Source organism: Paenibacillus sp. SN-8-1 (genome assembly GCF_050995535.1).
Taxonomy (GTDB): domain Bacteria; phylum Bacillota; class Bacilli; order Paenibacillales; family Paenibacillaceae; genus Fontibacillus.
The window spans coordinates 1,297,501-1,313,877 of the sequence record NZ_CP194782.1 but is presented as its reverse complement, the minus strand read 5'-3'; the positions used below and the strand labels follow the sequence as shown (position 1 = coordinate 1,313,877).

The 16,377-nt window shown below is 47.9% G+C and carries 13 protein-coding genes, 10 tRNA genes, 2 rRNA genes and 1 pseudogene (1 of these 26 only partly in view); 4 read left to right on the top strand and 22 right to left on the bottom strand.

The window, feature by feature from the left end:
- Positions 1-23 precede the first annotated feature (23 nt).
- Positions 24-281: a post-transcriptional regulator gene (locus tag ACRRNK_RS06265; RefSeq protein WP_433945913.1), complete on the bottom strand. Its 258-nt coding sequence runs from the start codon at positions 279-281 to the stop codon at positions 24-26.
- 243 nt (positions 282-524) lie between these two features.
- On the opposite strand from ACRRNK_RS06265, the gene spoVB reads away from it, so the two are divergent.
- Positions 525-2,126, top strand: a complete 1,602-nt coding sequence (gene spoVB / locus ACRRNK_RS06260; protein WP_433945912.1) for a stage V sporulation protein B — start codon at positions 525-527, stop codon at positions 2,124-2,126.
- 32 nt (positions 2,127-2,158) lie between these two features.
- On the opposite strand, the pseudogene ACRRNK_RS06255 reads toward spoVB, so the two are convergent.
- Positions 2,159-2,344, bottom strand: a pseudogene (locus ACRRNK_RS06255) (YetF domain-containing protein); the annotation flags it as partial.
- Between the two features lie 222 nt (positions 2,345-2,566).
- Here ACRRNK_RS06255 and ACRRNK_RS06250 point away from each other — a divergent pair.
- Together ACRRNK_RS06250 and ACRRNK_RS06245 are read left to right on the top strand one after the other, a co-directional pair.
- Positions 2,567-2,956, top strand: coding sequence for a TIGR04086 family membrane protein (locus ACRRNK_RS06250; protein ID WP_433945911.1), 390 nt, complete (start codon positions 2,567-2,569; stop codon positions 2,954-2,956).
- 105 nt (positions 2,957-3,061) lie between these two features.
- Entirely contained in the window at positions 3,062-3,889 is an 828-nt protein-coding gene (locus ACRRNK_RS06245; RefSeq protein ID WP_433945910.1) for a phosphatase PAP2 family protein, read from the top strand.
- Positions 3,890-3,945: 56 nt separating this feature from the next.
- Here the strand turns inward: ACRRNK_RS06245 and yajC are convergent, their stop codons facing one another.
- The 8 genes from yajC to ACRRNK_RS06205 all read right to left on the bottom strand — a co-directional run bounded on the left by yajC (position 3,946) and on the right by ACRRNK_RS06205 (position 11,628).
- Positions 3,946-4,266 (bottom strand): preprotein translocase subunit YajC, encoded by a 321-nt coding sequence (gene yajC, locus ACRRNK_RS06240; RefSeq protein ID WP_433945909.1) that lies wholly within the window; start codon positions 4,264-4,266, stop codon positions 3,946-3,948.
- A gap of 37 nt (positions 4,267-4,303) precedes the next feature.
- Positions 4,304-5,449, bottom strand: a complete 1,146-nt coding sequence (gene tgt, locus ACRRNK_RS06235) for a tRNA guanosine(34) transglycosylase Tgt (RefSeq protein WP_433945908.1) — start codon at positions 5,447-5,449, stop codon at positions 4,304-4,306.
- Between the two features lie 17 nt (positions 5,450-5,466).
- Positions 5,467-6,495 (bottom strand): tRNA preQ1(34) S-adenosylmethionine ribosyltransferase-isomerase QueA, encoded by a 1,029-nt coding sequence (queA, locus tag ACRRNK_RS06230; RefSeq protein ID WP_433945907.1) that lies wholly within the window; start codon positions 6,493-6,495, stop codon positions 5,467-5,469.
- Positions 6,496-6,504: 9 nt separating this feature from the next.
- On the bottom strand, positions 6,505-8,601 hold the full coding sequence (locus tag ACRRNK_RS06225; protein WP_433945906.1) for a SpoIID/LytB domain-containing protein: 2,097 nt from the start codon (positions 8,599-8,601) through the stop codon (positions 6,505-6,507).
- A gap of 42 nt (positions 8,602-8,643) precedes the next feature.
- Positions 8,644-9,648, bottom strand: a complete 1,005-nt coding sequence (ruvB, locus tag ACRRNK_RS06220; protein WP_433945905.1) for a Holliday junction branch migration DNA helicase RuvB — start codon at positions 9,646-9,648, stop codon at positions 8,644-8,646.
- A 25-nt stretch (positions 9,649-9,673) separates the two neighbouring features.
- A complete protein-coding gene (ruvA, locus tag ACRRNK_RS06215; RefSeq protein WP_433945904.1) occupies positions 9,674-10,291 on the bottom strand; it encodes a Holliday junction branch migration protein RuvA in 618 nt (205 codons plus the stop codon).
- Positions 10,288-10,791: a crossover junction endodeoxyribonuclease RuvC gene (gene ruvC / locus ACRRNK_RS06210; RefSeq protein WP_433945903.1), complete on the bottom strand. Its 504-nt coding sequence runs from the start codon at positions 10,789-10,791 to the stop codon at positions 10,288-10,290. The genes ruvA and ruvC overlap by 4 nt, the downstream gene beginning before the upstream one ends.
- Positions 10,792-10,944: 153 nt before the next feature.
- Positions 10,945-11,628, bottom strand: coding sequence for a BofC C-terminal domain-containing protein (locus ACRRNK_RS06205; protein ID WP_433945902.1), 684 nt, complete (start codon positions 11,626-11,628; stop codon positions 10,945-10,947).
- A gap of 150 nt (positions 11,629-11,778) precedes the next feature.
- On the opposite strand from ACRRNK_RS06205, the gene ACRRNK_RS06200 reads away from it, so the two are divergent.
- Positions 11,779-13,173, top strand: a complete 1,395-nt coding sequence (locus ACRRNK_RS06200) for an alpha/beta hydrolase family protein (RefSeq protein ID WP_433945901.1) — start codon at positions 11,779-11,781, stop codon at positions 13,171-13,173.
- A 73-nt stretch (positions 13,174-13,246) separates the two neighbouring features.
- Here ACRRNK_RS06200 and ACRRNK_RS06195 read toward each other — a convergent pair.
- From ACRRNK_RS06195 to ACRRNK_RS06140, 12 genes are all read right to left on the bottom strand, one after another.
- Positions 13,247-13,328 (bottom strand) — tRNA-Leu (locus ACRRNK_RS06195).
- Between the two features lie 20 nt (positions 13,329-13,348).
- Positions 13,349-13,425, bottom strand: a tRNA-Arg gene (locus tag ACRRNK_RS06190).
- 6 nt (positions 13,426-13,431) lie between these two features.
- Positions 13,432-13,506: transfer RNA gene (locus tag ACRRNK_RS06185), tRNA-Gly, on the bottom strand.
- Between the two features lie 3 nt (positions 13,507-13,509).
- Positions 13,510-13,593 (bottom strand) — tRNA-Leu (locus ACRRNK_RS06180).
- 36 nt (positions 13,594-13,629) lie between these two features.
- Positions 13,630-13,705, bottom strand: a tRNA-Lys gene (locus tag ACRRNK_RS06175).
- 134 nt (positions 13,706-13,839) lie between these two features.
- Positions 13,840-13,916: transfer RNA gene (locus ACRRNK_RS06170), tRNA-Asp, on the bottom strand.
- A gap of 38 nt (positions 13,917-13,954) precedes the next feature.
- Positions 13,955-14,028 (bottom strand) — tRNA-Met (locus tag ACRRNK_RS06165).
- 14 nt (positions 14,029-14,042) lie between these two features.
- A tRNA-Val gene (locus tag ACRRNK_RS06160) sits at positions 14,043-14,118 on the bottom strand.
- 31 nt (positions 14,119-14,149) lie between these two features.
- Positions 14,150-14,224 (bottom strand) — tRNA-Glu (locus ACRRNK_RS06155).
- A gap of 51 nt (positions 14,225-14,275) precedes the next feature.
- Positions 14,276-14,351: transfer RNA gene (locus ACRRNK_RS06150), tRNA-Asn, on the bottom strand.
- Positions 14,352-14,363: 12 nt separating this feature from the next.
- A 5S ribosomal RNA gene (gene rrf / locus ACRRNK_RS06145) occupies positions 14,364-14,480 on the bottom strand.
- Between the two features lie 224 nt (positions 14,481-14,704).
- Positions 14,705-16,377 (bottom strand): 23S ribosomal RNA (locus ACRRNK_RS06140); it runs 1,381 nt beyond the window's last position.

The following is a 16,377-nucleotide window of genomic DNA, read 5'->3' as shown; positions in this document are numbered from 1 at the left end:
ATTGCCGGACAAAAAAAATCCCATTAATCAAAACGGGATCCACGATAGGCGGAAAGCGTTAAAAAATTCATGAATTGTGTAGCTTTCAGTGACATGATGTCGTTAACAAGCTGGTAAAGGGGCGGTATGCCTGACTTCTCATATTTTGAACTGATACAATCCCAGATATCCGAATGGGTAACGTGTTCGTAGCCAATCAAATGGAATTCCTCCGCTTTGCTCCGGCAAAGCTGCTCAATAGACTGGATCAGCTGTGCTTCGGTGAAATCTTCTTCGTCCATGGGAGTCCTCCTTCTTAAGCACATCTCTGTAGCTTTCGTCTCTATTACATTCCACTTCATCTTACTAATTCCTGCCTGACAAGTCCAGGCATTTCGGGCATAACCTCATTCAAGCTGAAAGGCTGAGATTCCTGAATTCACAAAACGGTGTCATGAACCCGGACAGGTCCCGCATATGGTTAAGCTAGAGCATGTCTATATAGTAATTTCTTGACTATGACACATGGGGGAAGAGGGAGAAATGTGAACAAGCAATCTTTTATCCATGGGACAATGATTCTTCTTGCAGCTGGTCTAATTAATCGGATTCTTGGTTTCATCCCCCGAATAATTCTACCGCGTATCATTGGCGCTGAAGGTGTTGGTTTATATCAGCTGGGGTACCCATTCTTTCTGGTTATAGTCACGATCATCTCAGGAGGAATCCCGCTTGCGATCAGTAAGCTTGTGGCTGAAGCGGAGTCGGAAGGTCAACCCGACAGATCCAGGGCAATACTTCGGACGAGTCTTATCTTCTCGATAAGCGCGGGTTTTTTATTTACCTTCTTGTGCCTGTTCGGAGCATCGTGGATTACCCGGAACATTCTGCCGGACAGCCGGGTCTATCATACCTTTATCAGTATGAGCCCTATGATCGTCATTATCGCTGTGTCTTCGGTCTACCGGGGGTATTTCCAAGGCAAACAAGATATGATTCCGTCGGCGACCTCATCCATCATGGAGACACTAACGCGTATCCTATGCGTACTATGGTTCTCCTATTTATTATTCCCCATGGGCGTTGCTTATGGAGCAGCAGGGGCTATGCTCGGGGTAGTAGCCGGTGAGATCGTAGGCATGCTGGTTCTGCTGTGGCAGATGAGAAGATTGAAGCGTCAGGAACGAAATGACCATTCCGGCCTTCTATTAGAGCAGTCACACTCCAGTCATCTAGAGCAGCCACATTCCAATCACCCTAACTCGGTCCGGAGAACATTGAGACGGATTCTCGGGATAGCTTTGCCTGTCACAGGTGGACGATTGGTTGGTTCACTCTCCTACTTGCTCGAATCTATCACCACCGCGCAAAGCCTTGCCATAGCTGGAATAGCTACGGCCATTGCGACGGCTCAATACGGTGCCCTTCAGGGAATGATTATTCCACTTTTATTACTGCCCGGAGCACTTACTTCATCTCTTGCCGTGTCCTTGGTTCCTTCCCTCGCAGAAGCACAGGCACGTGGAGATATGCGGACCATTCACAAGAGATTGCATCAATCCATCAAGCTGGCCCTGGTATCAGGGGCTCCTTTTGCTGTAATTATGTATGTAATGGCAGAACCATTATGCGTTCTGCTGTATAAGAATAGCGAAATCGCCGGTATGTTAAAGCTGATGGCTCCTTTTGCAATACTCATTTATTTACAGGGTCCGCTACAAGCAGCACTTCAGGCTTTAGATCAACCTGGAAAGGCATTAACAAATACCCTAATCGGTGCAGTCGTAAAAATTGGATTAATCCTGTATCTGGCATCAAATCCGGCGCTGGGCATTTATGGAGCCATCATAGCTATTATTGTCAACATTGTTATCGTGACGCTTCTGCATGCGGGAGCCGTGGCTGTTGCCCTCAAGTACCACATTCCTTGGATGGATTTCTTTAAAGTATCCGGAGTGATGATCATCATGGCTGGAGCAGTCAGCCTCATTTATCATGAAGTTTCACTGGGTTCGCAAATTTGGCTAAAGTTCGCGGCATCAGCTGTACTTGGAGGAATCCTGTACCTCATCCTTGTAGCTTTGCTCGGACTTGTGGACCGCAGTGATTTACAGAGAGTGCCTTTTATCGGCAGGTGGTTTACATGAGAGGTACATGTTTTGGACTTTAAAAAATGCGCTTATTCACCCGTAACAATGTACATCCTGCCTCTATGATCCACCGTGCACAGGTTGACTTCCTTGAAGTGCTTTAGACCTTGAAATTGAATTTGGTTCTTTAGCCAAAAACGTGTCTGGCTAATTTGCTCCAAGTTCTTATCGAGTACTTTTCCATTCATAATCAGGGGTAAAGGCAGCGAGGCATATTTGATTTGTGCGGGCACGTCTTTTCCTCCCTATCCAGATTATTTTTCAGATATCCAAGTACATGTATTCTTCCCTCAGCCTTACGGCTAATGCAGAAGTAACTTCTTTAAATAGCGGTGGTTTTTACAGAATAATCAAATAACCTTAACCACTTGGTAATATCAGAATAGGCTTGACCATACAATGAAATATCAAAAGCTTGAGCTAAGGAGGAGCTATTCATGGAGTACAAGCGCCGTATGCTTCCGTTTCGCATCTCTCACCCAACCGTGTCCGGCCTCTGGTATAGTTTTTTGTGGATGATGATTGGAGCATTGATCCTATCTTTGTTCCTTCATCTCAGTCAAATGCAGGAGGATAATCTATCTGTATACACCTACCTGACTCATGCTTTATCCATTGGATTCGGAGGGATTGCTGCCGGCAAAAGATCAGGCCGAAAGGGATGGTATCAAGGTGGGCTGGTTGGTGTCCTGTACGGGATTATTGTACTGCTTATCAGCTTCTTGGCCTTGGATTCACAGCTTATTTTGAACGACTTTCTATTACTGCTACCCGCATCCCTTATTGGGATGGTTGGGGGCGTAATGGGCGTGAATTTACAAAAGTAATACAAATTCCAAGAAGCGGTTGGTTAGTTCAGGATTATTTCTGATTACCCCGAAATATGTTAAACTGATGTAATCCGTGTTAAATATAAGGGGGAAAAATCGGCGTTGCTTTATCATTCCATGACAACCGTTTCGCTTTTCACAGCAGGTGTTGCTATACTGCTAATCTGGTTTGGTTCCGCCAGAAATCCGTTTGTAGCTGCATATGCATTTATTCGCGAGCTTATTTTTTCCAGAAGGTTCCTGGTTCTATTTGCCTTAATGGTCGGCGTTCTGCTCGTTAACAGTTTTGAGCTTAAATGGGAAGCTGAACTAGGGACACCAACAGATTTCACACCCTGGTTTCTTGCTATAGAAGGACATTTCGTACAACATTTTCAGCAGTTCTTTCATGCCCATTGGATAACTGAAGTCACGGCCTTTTTCTATGTTGTTGTTTTTCAGGCGCTGCTTATTGCTTCGCTAGGCATTTATGCAAGCGGTAAGAACACCGTTTTTGTTCATGCTGTATGTTATACAGTGATCCTGAATTATTTAGTAGCTATACCTTTCTATCTGTTCTTTCCAATCAATGAAGTATGGTCTTATGCCCCTTCAGGCGCAGAATTCTATATGTATGAAGTTTTCCCTAATTTTGACGCGGCTTACCGCCCATTATCTGGGATTAACAACTGCTTCCCAAGCCTTCATACGTCTATTTCTGTCTCAATGGCTATTCTTGCCGTTCGCTCGGGCAATCGCCGCTGGGCGCTTGCGGCTGGTGTGAGTGCCTTTATTATTGTCTTTGCTATCTTCTATATGGGTATTCATTGGCTTACGGATATGATTGGAGGACTGGTCTTAGCTACAATAGCCACAACGCTGGCAGTTCGATGGGCTCAGCGTTCAGCTCAGCCAGCAACTCTGCCTCTGAATGTGGAGTCATCGATATAAGCACAATCTAAACCAATAAAATGAGCCTGCTCTAATTAGAGCAGGCTCATTATGATTTAGCTGGCAGATCCAGTCGTATCTGCTGTACTGATACTATGGCTGATTGCGCTTCGTTCAAATGTAAGCTTGGTTACATCGTTCACTTTTAGCACGACCGTATCATCTGTAAGCTCGGTAATCGTACCGTGCAAACCTCCGATGGTTACGATTCTGTCGCCCTTCTTCAAAGCACTAAGCATGTTTTTTCTAGTATTTTGCTTCTTCTTCTGTGGACGAATCAACAAGAAGTAGAATACAACAAACATCAGAACAAACGGAATGATGATGCTGTACAAATCTTGGCCTGGCGCTGCGGCAGCGGCTGCATATTGAAACATTGATGTTCCCCCCTTTCTTCTCTAGTAAAAAATCCCCTTAGAAGCCTTTGTCGTTGTCTAGCAGACCGTACTGTTCGAAAAATTCATCCCGGAAGTCAAGCAGCCGGTCATCCATGATCGCTTGACGCACGTTCTTCATAAGATCGAGCAGGAAGTGCAGATTATGATACGTCGTTAACCGAAGTCCAAAAGTCTCATCCGCTTTGATAAGGTGACGCAAATAAGCACGGGAATAATTTCGGCAAGTATAACAGCTGCATTCCGGATCCAAAGGTCCAAAATCATTAGCATACTTGGCATTACGAACAACAAGCCGGCCTTGACTCGTCATTGTTGTGCCATTGCGTGCAATTCTGGTTGGAAGCACACAATCGAACATATCAATTCCCCGAATTGAGCCTTCAATAAGCGCATCCGGAGAGCCAACACCCATTAAATACCTCGGCTTGTTCGCGGGAAGCAGCGGTACTGTATAGTCCAGCACCTCATACATCAGGTGTTTGGGCTCACCTACACTCAGTCCACCAATAGCATACCCCGGAAAATCCAGGGAAGTCAAATCGGCAGCACTCTGTCTTCGCAGATCTTCATACATGCCCCCCTGCACAATCGCGAACAGGGCTTGGTCATGAGGTCTTACATGGCTTTCAAGACACCGTTCTGCCCAGCGGGAAGTCCGCTCTAAAGATTTCTTCACATACTCGTGATCTGCCGGATAAGGAGCACATTCATCAAACGCCATCATGATGTCGGAACCAAGGGCGTTCTGAATTTCCATAGCAACTTCCGGGGAAAGGAACAGCTTCTCGCCGCTGAGATGAGACCGGAAATGAACTCCTTCCTCCGTGATCTTTCTCATTTCACTTAAGGAGAAGACTTGGAATCCGCCGCTGTCAGTCAGTATTGCACGGTCCCAGTTCATAAACTTATGAAGTCCACCGGCCTCACGAATAATCTCATGTCCGGGGCGAAGGAACAGATGGTACGTATTACTGAGAATAATCTTGGCATCCATCTCTTTAAGCTCTTCAGGACTCATGGTCTTCACTGTAGCCTGAGTTCCCACAGGCATAAAGGTAGGCGTCTCTATAATCCCATGGGGAGTATGAACCCGGCCCAGTCTGGCACCAGATTGCTTACATGTCTTTATATGTTCGTAGGTTACAGCTGCTGTCAATATCATCAACCATCCTCTAAGGCTTAGTAAATAAACATGGCATCGCCGAAGCTGAAGAAACGGTATTTCTTCTCAATCGCTTCTCGGTATGCGTTCAATATATTTTCTCTCCCTGCAAGTGCACTAACCAGCATTACCAGCGTCGACTTGGGAAGATGAAAATTCGTTATTAAGGCATCTACAAGGCCGTACTTGTAGCCAGGGTAGATAAAAATTTGCGTCCATCCGCTGCTCTTCACAATGGGTCCATCGCCACAACTCTGACTTACAGTCTCCAGTGTTCTTGCCGAGGTGGTCCCTACCGCAATCACTCTGCCGCCACGGGCTCGTGTCTCATTCAGGATATCCGCTGTTTCCTGTGGAAGAATATAATACTCTTCGTGCATGACATGGTCTTCTACACGATCAACAGACATAGGTCTGAAAGTACCCAATCCCACATGCAGAGTTACAAAGGCAATTGAAATCCCCTTGGCGCGAATCCGATCCAGCAGCTCTTCTGTAAAATGAAGACCAGCAGTAGGAGCAGCAGCAGAACCCTCATGACGAGCGTATACCGTCTGGTAGCGCTCTTTATCTTCAAGCTTTTCTTTGATATACGGTGGAAGAGGCATTTGGCCCAGGCGATCCAGAATTTCATTGAAAATTCCCTCGTATGAGAACTTGAGAACTCGTCCGCCCAGCTCGCCTTCTTCTATAATTGTTGCCTTAAGCTCATCACCAAATACGATGACGGAGCCCTTTTTCAGTTTTTTACCAGGCTTAACAAGGACTTCCCACTGATCTTCCCCCAAGCTCTTAAGCAGCAGAACTTCTGCCTTGGCTCCGGTATCTTCCTTCACCCCGAACAGCCTTGCCGGGATTACCCGTGTGTCATTAAGCACCAGCGTATCCCCAGGGTTCAAATAATCAACAATTTCAGAGAAGATATGGTCTTCAGTACTTCCATCCTTCTTATTCAAGGTAAGCAAGCGTGAAGATGTTCTTTCCAGCAAAGGGGTCTGGGCTATAAGCTCTTCTGGTAGTTCAAAATCATATAAGTCTACGTTCATGATGCCGCTTCATTCCTTCGTTATAGTCACATTTTGATAATAATGCTGCAAAATGGTTTTGTAATCTTTGCCTTCTTCAGCCATTCCTTTAGCGCCCCATTGTGATAATCCGATCCCATGGCCGTTACCACGTCCAGTGAACATAAAGGCATTGCTGTCATCTATAACCCTGGCTTCGTTAGAGCCGCTAAGGACAACCATGTCCCCACCACTTATACTTTGTGTTCCAGATGCGGAGATTACTTTAGTCCCCGCTTGTGCTGTGCCTGTACCTGTCTGATTCCCGGCACCTAGTACAGTATACCTTCCGGTTGCTGTAATATCAAACAGGGTACTTGGCAAGCTGCCAAGAGCAGAACGATACAGGTCCGGATATTTAACATCAAGAACTTGTCCATTCGCTTTCACTTGAATGGCGCGGCCGGAAGGCCCACGCTGAGCAACCTCCAGTGACAATATAGGCGAGCTAACTGAAGTCGTGGTTTTCCCTTTAAGAGATTGAATTAATTGATCTGAGGTAAAAGGACCTTTGATCCAGGCGTATTCATTGGACTGATCCACCTTCTCAAGAACAATAGCCTGATCGCCAGGGTTCATTTTGGCAATAGGCGTCTCTCCTGATTGTACTACCGGCAGAGCTCTTACATTCGTATCATTCGCGGTCACAGTCAGGTACGGCAGCCCTGCGGGATTCTTGGTCCCCGTTAATTTCGTATTATCTTCACGAATATAACCCGTCTTGCCATTCGCGAGCAGTACATGGTACCACATTTTGAGTCCTGCCTGCGCGGCCTTATCCTCATCACTCTTTACAGCTTGGTAAGTAGCGTCTGTATTCTTCCACACTTCAGTAGAATCTGCCGCCATTCCTCCACTGTTGGACGAGAACAAGCCTTCTATTAACTTTCCGTTGCTCTTAAGCACTTCACCTGAAGTACTGTCAACCGCCTTTATTATGCTGGCGGCTTCTTTCTCAACCCCGTTATAGGCCTGACTTAATGTCGTATCTACTAGCCCCGCTACTTTGAACTTGGTAGCCCCCTGATACAAGGCATACGTTCTTGCTGCTACAGCTTGAGCTTTAAGTGCTTCCTGCGGCCAAGATGAATAGACCTCTCCTCCGACTACGGAGTACAAGTACTTGTCCAGAGGAAGCTCATTGACAACGGCCAGCTGCCCGTTCACACGGCTAAGCTCGAAGCCGCCTCTATATTTGCGTGAAGAACGCTCCACAAGTTGAATACTGTCTGAATCAGAGTCATTCCCTTGGATCCACAGCACGGCTCCGTTGCCGTTCACTGAGAAATGCTTGACCGGAGATGGGCTTGATAAATTCAAGGTGACATCAGAGCGAAGAATTACGCTCGCGCGGGTCTGATTGGCTGGCTGGAGAGATAATCCCGGAACACTCGCAGTCAGCTGGGATTCCACTTGATCAAGCTCTTCAGACGTAGTAGCATCCCCAACCCACACTTCATACTTTGATGGACCGGACAGGACAACTACAGCATCAGTTCCTTGGGATGCAATTCGCTCCCTGATTTGGTCTGCTTCCTGCTGATTTGCAAATGTTCCTGCAGACAGATACAGTCCTCCCTTGGCCTCTGGAGCGGCCGCCCCGCTTAGGCCGAGTGCCTGTCCGGTTCTTGCTGCCGCCTTCTGCGCTTCAGAAGCCGAAACATAAGGACCACTGTAAATTTGGTACAGAGTGGTTCCTGATTGACTGACAGCAAAGATCAGCGGCTTATCGGCAGTTGATTGAAGCTTCTTCGCTGAATCTGATGCTTTTTTCCAATCTGCCGTCTCCATGACCTTGACCTTGAACCCATCCATACTGAATCTTGCTTTCTCTCCCGCCGCAAGTTTGACCCAAGATCCCGCGTCTCCTTTAGGAGAAGCTGTCCAGGCCGATGTGGATATGAAGGTTACTGCGGGTACAGTGGATTTATAAGTACTGCCGGCATCAACAAACAAAGCGACACGAACAGTGTCCGTAGTTGTTGGTGCGGCATAAGCTGATGATTGCATCATACCGAGTAACAATACCCCTGCCAGTAATCCTTTTCCTATTGTTAGCAGCTTGCTCTTGTTACGTGATTGCTCCATGGTAATGATAATCCTCCCTCACAGATGTGTTCTCATCAAGTATTACATCTTCTCAGGTACAGGCAGTCCGAGATGTGCGTAAGCCGCGGCGGTAACCATGCGACCACGCGGGGTCCGCTGAAGAAATCCGATCTGCAGCAAATAAGGCTCATACACATCTTCAATAGTCTGGCTCTCTTCCCCGATCGTGGCGGCAATCGTATCCAGTCCAACCGGACCTCCGCGAAAGCTCATAATCATAGCTTTTAGCATCTTGTGGTCAATCAAGTCGAGTCCCATCGGGTCTACCTGCAGCATTCTAAGCGCTTCATTAGCTATATCCGCCGTAATGATTCCATCTCCACGTACCTGGGCATAATCCCTTACTCGCTTGAGCAGCCGGTTAGCGATACGCGGGGTCCCTCTGGATCTGAGGGCAACTTCCTCCGCCGCATTTCCGAGGATTTCAATACCAAGAATATCAGCACCCCTGCTTACAATGTAGCTAAGCTGGTCCACGGTGTAGAACTCGAGGCGGCTGACCACTCCGAAACGGTCTCTAAGCGGAGCTGACAATAACCCCGCACGTGTCGTCGCCCCTATTAAAGTGAAGGGTGGTAGATCCAATCTGACCGAACGGGCACTGGGCCCTTTGCCAATCATGATATCCAGCGCGAAATCTTCCATGGCGGGATATAATACTTCCTCAACGGTCCGGTGAAGACGGTGGATCTCATCGATGAACAGCACATCCCCTTCCTGCAAATTCGTTAGCAGAGCCGCAAGATCCCCCGGCCGCTCAATTGCGGGACCGGAGGTGGTCCGCAGGTTCACACCTAGCTCATTCGCAATAATGTTAGCTAGCGTCGTCTTACCAAGTCCCGGAGGGCCATAGAGCAGAACATGGTCCAGTGCTTCTTTTCTCATCTTGGCGGCTTCAATATATATTTTTAAATTTTCCTTAACTTGGTCCTGTCCAATATATTCAGCCAAATAACGGGGACGAAGGCTTAATTCAACCGCCTGGTCTTCCATCATTAGATTGGCCGAAATAATGCGGTCATCCATCAGTGTACTCCCCCTCTGTCCTTACTTAGCCCGCATACAGCATTCTGAGTGCTTTCTTCATTACGGAGTCAACCGGCTCATCCGGTACAATTCCATCTTTCAAAGTCTGCCAAACCTTGTCCAGCTCAGCATCCGTATAACCTAAAGCTCTCAATCCTTCTTTGGCTTCATGCCAGCCTGTAGAGACTGGATTGAACAGATCATGCTGATCATTATCTACTTGAACAAATAATGGGGTATTCGCAATCCCGTCCAGCTTGTCTTTCAGATCAAGAATGATACGCTGCGCGGTCTTCTTCCCGATTCCCGGCAGCTTCGTAAGGAATGTGATGTTCTCTTGATATATCGCGGCTACCACACTGTCAGGCGTACCTCCGCCAAGAATACCGAGTGCCACGCGCGGCCCAATTCCCGATACCTCAATTAACTTGCGGAACAGCTTCTGCTCCTCCCTTGTAGGGAAGCCAAACAGAAGAATCGCATCCTCCCGTACGTGATGATGAATATAAGCCGTGACCATATCGTCACTTTTGGCAAAAGCATACGGATTAGGACAGAACACCCGGTAGCCAACATTCTGCACATCCATAACGACATACTCGGTTTCATAGTGGACAATATGTCCCTTTAGGTAATCTATCATGAACGCAATACCTCGTTTATCTTGGAATTTAGTGTGCTGGAATGAGCATGGCAAATGGCAATCGCCAGCGCATCCGCAACATCATCGGGCTTTGGCACAGCCTGCAGCTTTAAGAAGATCTTGGTCATTTCCTGGACCTGCTTCTTCTCTGCTTTACCGTAACCGACAATGGCCTGCTTCACCTGCATCGGAGTATATTCCCCTATAGGCAACCCTCTCTGAATGGCAGCCAGGACAAGTACGCCTCTGGCCTGACTCACTGACATAGCCGTCGTCACATTTCGATTGAAGAACAGCTTCTCAAGTGCCACCGCATCCGGCTTATACTTGTCCATCAGCTGTCCAATTGCTTCGTATACATGCAGCAGCCGTTCTTCTTCGGGGGTGTTCTTCTCTGTCTGGATACATCCATATTGAACCGGAATGCATCTGCTTCCCTGCTTATCAATGAAACCGAAACCAACAATCGCAATTCCGGGGTCTATACCTAAAATTCGCAAACGTAATCTCTCCTATAGTTCATAAAGCGAACATATGTATTCACTCTATTATAACAAAAGATAGGGCAGCATAGAGGAAAAAGTTAATATCCGGTTGTCTAAAGCACAAAAAAGAGACGTTTGTCACGTCCCTTCCTTATGCCCAGCGGCTATTCAGTTCAACTTTATCGCCTTCTGTGAGACCGTAGTGGCGTAGTCGCTAAAAGTAGACAATACACTGTTATACTCCTCAACATCCTGAATTCTAATTCCTTGTCTGATCTGATTCACGATATCCTCAGGCAGTGCACTCTCCATGGATTCAATATCCAGCTGGAAAAACGTACGCATAACCTTCTCATCTTTGGGCGGTCCTTCAAATAGACTGAGGTTTCCTTTATGATCCAGGCCTATATAGCCCGATCGCTTACATATATCGGACAAGTCCACAATATGATGATCGAACCACACCTCTCCCCCGGCATCTACACGTCCGGTCCAATCCGGATGCTTGTTCTGCAGGTCGGCAATTTCCTTACCTTTCATGTCACCCAGAACCTGGCTCTCTTCCCCGCAAGTATATATTTTATTCAAATGAACCGTTCTGACCCGATTCGTCTCATTAATGGCTTGCCTGAACTCCTTGGATGAGACGTGATCATAAGCCGTCTGAAGATTAGCCAATGTCTCAAGAACAGCCGGCTCTTCACGAGTCATTACTGTCTCTAATTTGTCCGAGAGGGGCATACCCAGCCAAGCCAGCAAAGCTACAATACCGCAAGCGGATACAGTCCATATCGCCTTTCTCCATCTTCTCCAGCGCCTCTTGAAGTTCTTCTTAATTCGGAAAATATTCACGACAATCCCCTTCTTACAAGCTTTATTACTTATTGTGACCTTGGAATTGATGGAATATACAGCAGCTTCTACGCCTGCAAGAATCCGTTTAAGTGCTGTTTATATTCGGCGTGCATAATCAGAACCATAAAAGCCCGAAGGAGGCACCTTATGCGCTTGCTAGAGCTGGTATCCGTTGGCTCAAATTTAATTTTTCTTGCTATATTGATTCTTCGACGAATCGGAAATAAACGCTTAACTGCGTTATCCGCAGCTATTTCAGTAACGATTGCATTTCTGCAAATTACGCTCGAGAACTACAGATGGCAGATGGTTCCTAGCTATATCGTTACATTAGGGCTGGTACTATATGCGCTCAAGAATTTGTTCAGGAGCAGTCATAAGCCCAGAGATTCCTTTGCTACAGGACAGCATAAATTTTGGGCATTTGGGAAATTCCTTCTGCTGGGCATCAGCTGTATCATCACCATATTGCCTCCTCTGGCTTTACCTGTCTTTAAATTTGAAGCACCTACCGGGTCTTACGCGGTCGGAACTGTTCAGTATCACTGGAAAGACTCCGCACGGGATCGGGAACTGAATATCCAGGTATGGTATCCGGCTGATCATACGGAAGGTAAGTCACATGCACCCTACTCACCCGACCTGAGCGACCTTGCAAAGGGCCTCAGTCAGACCTATTCTATACCCAGATTTCTGTTTGATTATATTGGACTTGTTCAAACCCCAGCCTATCTGAATGCACCTATTTCTCATCGAAAAGCTAACTATCCAGTCATTCTATTCTCACATGGATTCCCTGGTGGACGTTATACAAGCACCTTTCAGACTACAGAACTCGCCAGCCACGGATTCATTGTAATCTCAGTGGAACATACCGATGGGTCATTAACAACCGTTTTCCCAGGAGGTAAATATATTGGTGTTGATCCGAACTTACCTCACTATGCGGACCTAACCGCTTGGGATCAGCTAGTTAATAACATCTGGGTCAAGGATACCGAGTTTGTTATAGATAAGCTGGAGCAGATTAATCGGGACGATCCACAGAATATATTTGCAGGCCGGTTGGATCTACAGCGAATCGGAATGCTGGGTCACTCCTTTGGAGGCGCTAATGCTGCACAAGTCATGCTTGAGGACCCTCGTATACGAGCCGCTATTAACATGGACGGAACATTTTTTGGAACGGGAGATTTAAGCCACGGGCTGCCAAGGCCCTTTCTATTTATGAGCTCTGATCCGCCCATCACAAGCGATGATCTTCTGGCTAATCCATCCGACAGTGAACTTGCCGCAAACGGATTAACACGTGACGAATATAGACTTCTTCAGCAAATTCCTATTCGGAAGCAGGAGGCGCTTCAAAACGGAGGTCAAGAGCTCATTATTCCTCATGCAGATCATTTAACCTTTAGCGACTTCTATCTGATCTTCCCGATACTTTCTTGGATGAATGGCCATTTCAATAACCGTGAAGCTCAACGTTCGATAAATGAACTAACACTCTCATTCTTCATGAAAAATCTGAACTATAAGGAGTAAAGTGAGCAGATTGGATTCTGTAAAAAAGCAAAAACTCCAAGGATATTCATCCTTGGAGTCTAATTGACTAAGTTGGTACCGGCGAGAGGACTCGAACCTCCACGGTTTCCCACTCGATTTTGAGTCGAGCGCGTCTGCCATTCCGCCACGCCGGCATATTGAATTAAAATGAAAATGGCGCGCCCTAAGAGATTCGAACTCCTGACCTTTTGATTCGTAGTCAAACGCTCTATCCAGCTGAGCTAAGGGCGCAAATAATGGAGCGGACGACGGGAATCGAACCCGCGACCCTCGCCTTGGCAAGGCGATGCTCTACCGCTGAGCCACGTCCGCAAATGGTGCGCGTGGAGGGACTTGAACCCCCACGTCAAAGACGCTAGATCCTAAGTCTAGTGCGTCTGCCAATTCCGCCACACGCGCACAAGTAACACTGTTCACCCTGACAATCAAGGTAAATGGTGAGCCATGAAGGACTCGAACCTTCGACACCCTGATTAAAAGTCAGGTGCTCTACCAACTGAGCTAATGGCTCTCATCTAAGAAGTAATAAATTTCGGAGCCGACGGGATACTCTTCACTTCGTTACGAGACTGCGGAGTATTCCTATCGAAGCTTATGCTCCGACGAACCCTTATGGATTCAAATCCCGATACAGAAGGATGTTAATGGCGGAGCCGACGGGATTCGAACCCGCGGTCTCCTGCGTGACAGGCAGGCATGTTAGGCCTCTACACCACGGCTCCACACTCATTGTGAATCCCATAATCTTTCTTGGGATTAATTGCGGGGGCAGGATTTGAACCTGCGGCCTTCGGGTTATGAGCCCGACGAGCTACCGGGCTGCTCCACCCCGCGTCAGTATAACAATATGGTGGAGGCTGAGGGGATCGAACCCCCGACCCTCTGCTTGTAAGGCAGATGCTCTCCCAGCTGAGCTAAGCCTCCATAAAATGAGATTTGAAGCTCTTATTGAAAGTGGTGACCCGTAGGGGATTCGAACCCCTGTTACCTCCGTGAAAGGGAGGTGTCTTAACCCCTTGACCAACGGGCCACAATAAAATCCAGGTTGATGATTAGATCAGCCTGAACTAATCTGTGTAAATGGCTCCCCGAACAGGACTCGAACCTGTGACAACTCGATTAACAGTCGAGTGCTCTACCAACTGAGCTATCAGGGAATAAAGGTAATCGCTTGGCGGCGTCCTACTCTCCCAGGACCCTGCGGTCCAAGTACCATCGGCGCTGGAGGGCTTAACGGTCGTGTTCGGGATGGGTACGTGTGGAACCCCTCCGCCATCGCCACCAAACGGGATTTTTCCGGGTCAATACTCCCTGAATCACTTCAGGAAAATATCCGACCTTAGAAAACTCATCGCTGCGAGAAAATATCAGACCTTATCAAGGCATGCAGCTTAAAATCGGTTCAGGCTTGATCACCTGAAAACTAGATACGAAACGAACTTGCGTGTGCCCCATTGTTCTCGGGGTTCTTAGAATATGCTTCCGAAGTAGTTTCACTTCGTGAAACTTTGAGGATAAGCCCTCGACCGATTAGTACTGGTCAGCTCCATGCATTGCTGCACTTCCACCCCCAGCCTATCTACCTCGTCGTCTTCAAGGGGTCTTACATACTGGGAAATCTCATCTTGAGGGGGGCTTCACGCTTAGATGCTTTCAGCGCTTATCCCTTCCGCACTTAGCTACCCAGCTGTGCTCCTGGCGGAACAACTGGTGCACCAGCGGTGCGTCCATCCCGGTCCTCTCGTACTAAGGACAGCTCCTCTCAAATTTCCTACGCCCACGACAGATAGGGACCGAACTGTCTCACGACGTTCTGAACCCAGCTCGCGTACCGCTTTAATGGGCGAACAGCCCAACCCTTGGGACCTACTTCAGCCCCAGGATGCGATGAGCCGACATCGAGGTGCCAAACCTCCCCGTCGATGTGGACTCTTGGGGGAGATAAGCCTGTTATCCCCAGGGTAGCTTTTATCCGTTGAGCGATGGCCCTTCCATGCGGTACCACCGGATCACTAAGCCCGACTTTCGTCCCTGCTCGACTTGTCAGTCTCGCAGTCAAGCTCCCTTATGCCTTTGCACTCTTCGAATGATTTCCAACCATTCTGAGGGAACCTTGGGGCGCCTCCGTTACTCTTTAGGAGGCGACCGCCCCAGTCAAACTGCCCACCTGACACTGTCCCCATACCGGATTACGGTACCAGGTTAGAACTCCGATACGATCAGGGTGGTATCCCAACGTTGCCTCCACAGAAGCTGGCGCTCCTGCTTCTTAGGCTCCCACCTATCCTGTACAAATCGTATCAAAGTCCAATATCAAGCTGCAGTAAAGCTCCATGGGGTCTTTCCGTCTTGTCGCGGGTAACCTGCATCTTCACAGGTATTAAAATTTCACCGGATCTCTCGTTGAGACAGCGCCCAAGTCGTTACGCCATTCGTGCGGGTCAGAATTTACCTGACAAGGAATTTCGCTACCTTAGGACCGTTATAGTTACGGCCGCCGTTTACTGGGGCTTCGGTTCATAGCTTCGGGATTACTCCCTAACCACTCCCCTTAACCTTCCAGCACCGGGCAGGCGTCAGCCCGTATACTTCGCCTTGCGGCTTCGCACAGACCTGTGTTTTTGCTAAACAGTCGCTTGGGCCTTTTCACTGCGGCCCCCTCGTGCTATTCACACTACCGGGGCACCCCTTCTCCCGAAGTTACGGGGTCATTTTGCCGAGTTCCTTAACGAGAGTTCTTCCGCGCGCCTTAGAATTCTCTTCTCGCCTACCTGTGTCGGTTTGCGGTACGGGCACCTTCTCCTGACTAGAGGCTTTTCTTGGCAGTGTGAGATCATGACCTTCGCTACTGTAATTTTCACTCCCCATCACAGCCCAGCCTTAACGGTGTGCGGATTTGCCTACACACCAGCCTCACTGCTTGGACAGACATCCATCAGTCTGCGTCACTACCCTGCTGCGTCACCCCATCGCTCATAACGGATTACGGTGGTACAGGAATTAGGGCCTGTTGTCCTTCGACTACGCCTTTCGGCCTCGCCTTAGGTCCCGACTTACCCTGAGCGGACGAACCTTCCTCAGGAACCCTTAGGCTTTCGGCGGATCAGATTCTCACTGATCTTTTCGTTACTCATACCGGCATTCTCACTTGTGTACGCTCCAGCGCTCCTTACGGTACACCTT